Source organism: Microcystis sp. LE19-41.2A (genome assembly GCF_027530405.1).
Lineage (GTDB): Bacteria > Cyanobacteriota > Cyanobacteriia > Cyanobacteriales > Microcystaceae > Microcystis > Microcystis aeruginosa.
The window spans coordinates 1-2956 of record NZ_JAPZQJ010000410.1 but is presented as its reverse complement, the minus strand read 5'-3'; the positions used below and the strand labels follow the sequence as shown (position 1 = coordinate 2956).

Genomic DNA, 2956 nt, shown 5'->3' with positions numbered 1-2956 from the left:
GGGTCAATTACCTAATTTTCAGGGAAAAAGTACCTGAATTTTCCCCCCAATCACTCCAATGGTCGGCACTTTTTGAGGTCAAAAAAGTCTAAAAGCCTTATCCAACAAGGTTTTTAGATTTATTCAGCAAACCCTAATTAGTTTACACTTCATCTCTTAGGGGTGGTAGTGACAGTGGCGGTGTCAAAGTTGCAAGTTTCTGTATTTAACCCCACCGGAGTTGGGGGAGCCGGAGCTGGGTCGAGGAAGTTTGAGCATTTGTACTAAAATTTCCCCGACGCAGTTTAAATGCAGTACAACCCAGCACATCTCAATTGTATTTTAGTCGCGGATTTCAGGATAATTGGCCTCTCAGTCCCGCTACTGCGAGAAAAATTGCTATTTAGTCCTTCTTTACTTTAAGTTAAGAAACTTATCTAAGGCTAGAACCATATTCGGCGGCCAACGTCGCACGCTTTTTACCCAATCGAGGTCTTGATAGCGGGTATCCATGCCGACGGCGGCTACCCAATTGCTTTCCGCCTCTCCCTGTTGTCCTTGGGTCCATAAAACGGCGCTTAAGGCTGCTCTGACATCGGGAAACATGGGGTATTTGCGGGCAATATTCCGCATTTTTTGGACTGCTTCTGGATATCTGCCCAATTCGTACAGGGCCAGAGCCAGATTAGCTTGCGCCCAGGCAAAATTCGGGGCTAGTTGGGTAGCTTGGCGATAGTCTTTGACGGCGGCTTCCCAGTCCCCTAAACCGCCTTCGGCGTTGCCGCGATTGTTATAGGCAAAGGCATCATTGGGATCCAGTTCTAAAACTTTATTATAATCGGCGATCGCTTCTTGATATTTGCCTTCTCCCTCTAAAGCGGTGCCGCGATTGAGGTAGGGATCGGGGGCATCGGGGGCAATGGCGATCGCTTGGTTAAAATCAGCGATCGCATCCTCTAATTTATTGAGACTGACTCTGGCATTGCCGCGATTACTCCAGACGGCGGGATTAGTGGGGAATTTGGCGACTAATTGGGTCCAATAGCTTTCGGCCTGGGCGTAATCCCCTTTTTCTGTGGCTTCTAGGGCTTTTTCGGCGATAACTTCCCCTTCTCTAATCTGTTCTTCGCTAATAGTCGGGCTATCGGCATAAGCCGCTATGGGTAGGGCAAAAAAGAGCAATAGACTCAATACACAAGCGGTGATCCAACGCATAATTACTTCATAATTTGTTACTTAATCTTTTCTCAATCTACCCTACTTAGGTGAACTCTGCCCTAGATAGTCTTGATAGCCTAGTCGTTGAAGATTGCTTTGTTTTTCGAGGACGGAATCGCTGAGGGATTGACGATAGGCGATAACTTGCTCTAAAAGATCAGCATTACCGATGGCGAGAATTTGAACCGCTAAAAGTCCGGCATTTTTGGCATTACCGATCGCCACCGTGGCCACGGGAATGCCTGCGGGCATCTGTACAATTGAATAGAGAGAGTCTAACCCTTGTAAAGTGCGCGTGACTACGGGAACTCCAATCACGGGTAAGGGGGTTAAAGATGCCACCATCCCGGGTAAATGGGCAGCCCCGCCGGCTCCAGCGATAATCACTTTTATTCCCCTTAAATGAGCGTTTTTGCCGTATTCAAACATTTTTTCGGGGGTACGATGGGCCGAGACAATGGTGACTTCGTGGCTAATCTGAAAAACCTCTAAAACTGCGATCGCTTCTTTCATGGTGGGTAAGTCGGAATCACTGCCCATAATTACACCCACTAGGGGCGCTGCTGTCACCATAACTGCTAGAAAATAATTTTGCTTTTTAATCTTATAGCAGGGTTTGTTATTTTGTCTTCAAACCCTACTGATCAGATTTCCCCTAAATTGCATCGGGATCGATGCCTAATTCTCGCAATTTTTGGGCTAATTTTTCCTTAGCTTGTCGTTCCCTTTCTTTTTCTAAAAGAGCCTGTTCTTTTGCCTGTCGTTGCTGTAATTCCGCTTCTTGAGGAGTGGGGACTAATTGACCATCGGCGGTAAAATAACGCAGTTTACGGTCAAATATCCCTAAATATAATCCTAACTGTTCACTCCAGAGATAACCCTGTTCATTGGGAGAAATGGCTTGATATTGTCCATCAATTAGTCTAAATCCTTGTAATTCTAAAGTATTAGGATCAAACCCAAAATAATTAGGAGTGCGAAAGGTATTCTGATAGAGAATTTTCTTGTTATTGCGGTCAATATTGGCCGTAGAATCGGAGAGAATCTCGACAATTACATCCGGATATTTCCCCTGTTCTCCCCAGACTACCCAACTTTTGCGGGGACGTTTTTCGGTATCTAAAACCACAAAAAAATCGGAACCACAGAAATCACGTTTTTTTAGTTGTTCCGCGTTGTAGTAGATGGTTAGATTTCCCGAAGCGTAGTAATCACTGCTCTTGCGCCATAATAGACTTGTTGCAAAATAAGAAAAAGCCGAATGAATTATTTTGTGAGAAGTTCAGCTTGCTTCTCCTTTTAATTAATGCTTATGCTGCCGCTAAATAAAAATTCCATAATCCACAAGCCGTTAAGATTAATTGATCATCAAAATTAGCTACACGATTCCTATAAATATCGGAAACTGCACGGTATCTTTTCACCCCAGAAAAAGGGTGGTGATTCGGTAGTAGTGATGGCGGCTTAATCCTTTGCTTTGCTGTGCATTGTAGTCATGGATAAAATACCAAAGGGTTCCCCAACGTGATTCTCCATTTTTTTAGAGAAAGATAGACTCTCTCTCACCAACCGAGAAATCCTTTGTCGAAAGGTATTATTTAATCTTTCAATAGGATTGGTTTGACCAGTTTCTTTTCCGACCGGTCGATGACGTTTACTGGGAATTACTGTCTTATAGGACTCCCAAAAGTCTGTGTAAGCAACCGCGCATTGTCGGTAAACACCTGGTAAACTAGCCCCAAAGTTTTTTAGCTGATTG

The 2956-nt window shown here is 44.3% G+C and carries 3 protein-coding genes and 1 pseudogene; all 4 read right to left on the bottom strand.

What is annotated here, in order from left to right; all coding sequences use genetic code 11:
- Nucleotides 1-393: 393 nt before the first annotated feature.
- A complete protein-coding gene (locus O9290_RS16695; protein ID WP_002761720.1) occupies nt 394-1194 on the bottom strand; it encodes a tetratricopeptide repeat protein in 801 nt (266 codons plus the stop codon).
- A 42-nt stretch (nt 1195-1236) separates the two neighbouring features.
- Nucleotides 1237-1770 carry a 5-(carboxyamino)imidazole ribonucleotide mutase gene (gene purE, locus O9290_RS16690; protein WP_002761719.1) on the bottom strand — a complete coding sequence of 178 codons (534 nt, stop codon included), beginning with the start codon at nt 1768-1770 and terminating at the stop codon, nt 1237-1239.
- Nucleotides 1771-1852: 82 nt separating this feature from the next.
- Nucleotides 1853-2467 (bottom strand): Uma2 family endonuclease, encoded by a 615-nt coding sequence (locus tag O9290_RS16685; RefSeq protein WP_288024024.1) that lies wholly within the window; start codon nt 2465-2467, stop codon nt 1853-1855.
- Between the two features lie 150 nt (nt 2468-2617).
- Nucleotides 2618-2956 (bottom strand): annotated as a pseudogene (locus tag O9290_RS16680) (IS1 family transposase); the annotation flags it as partial.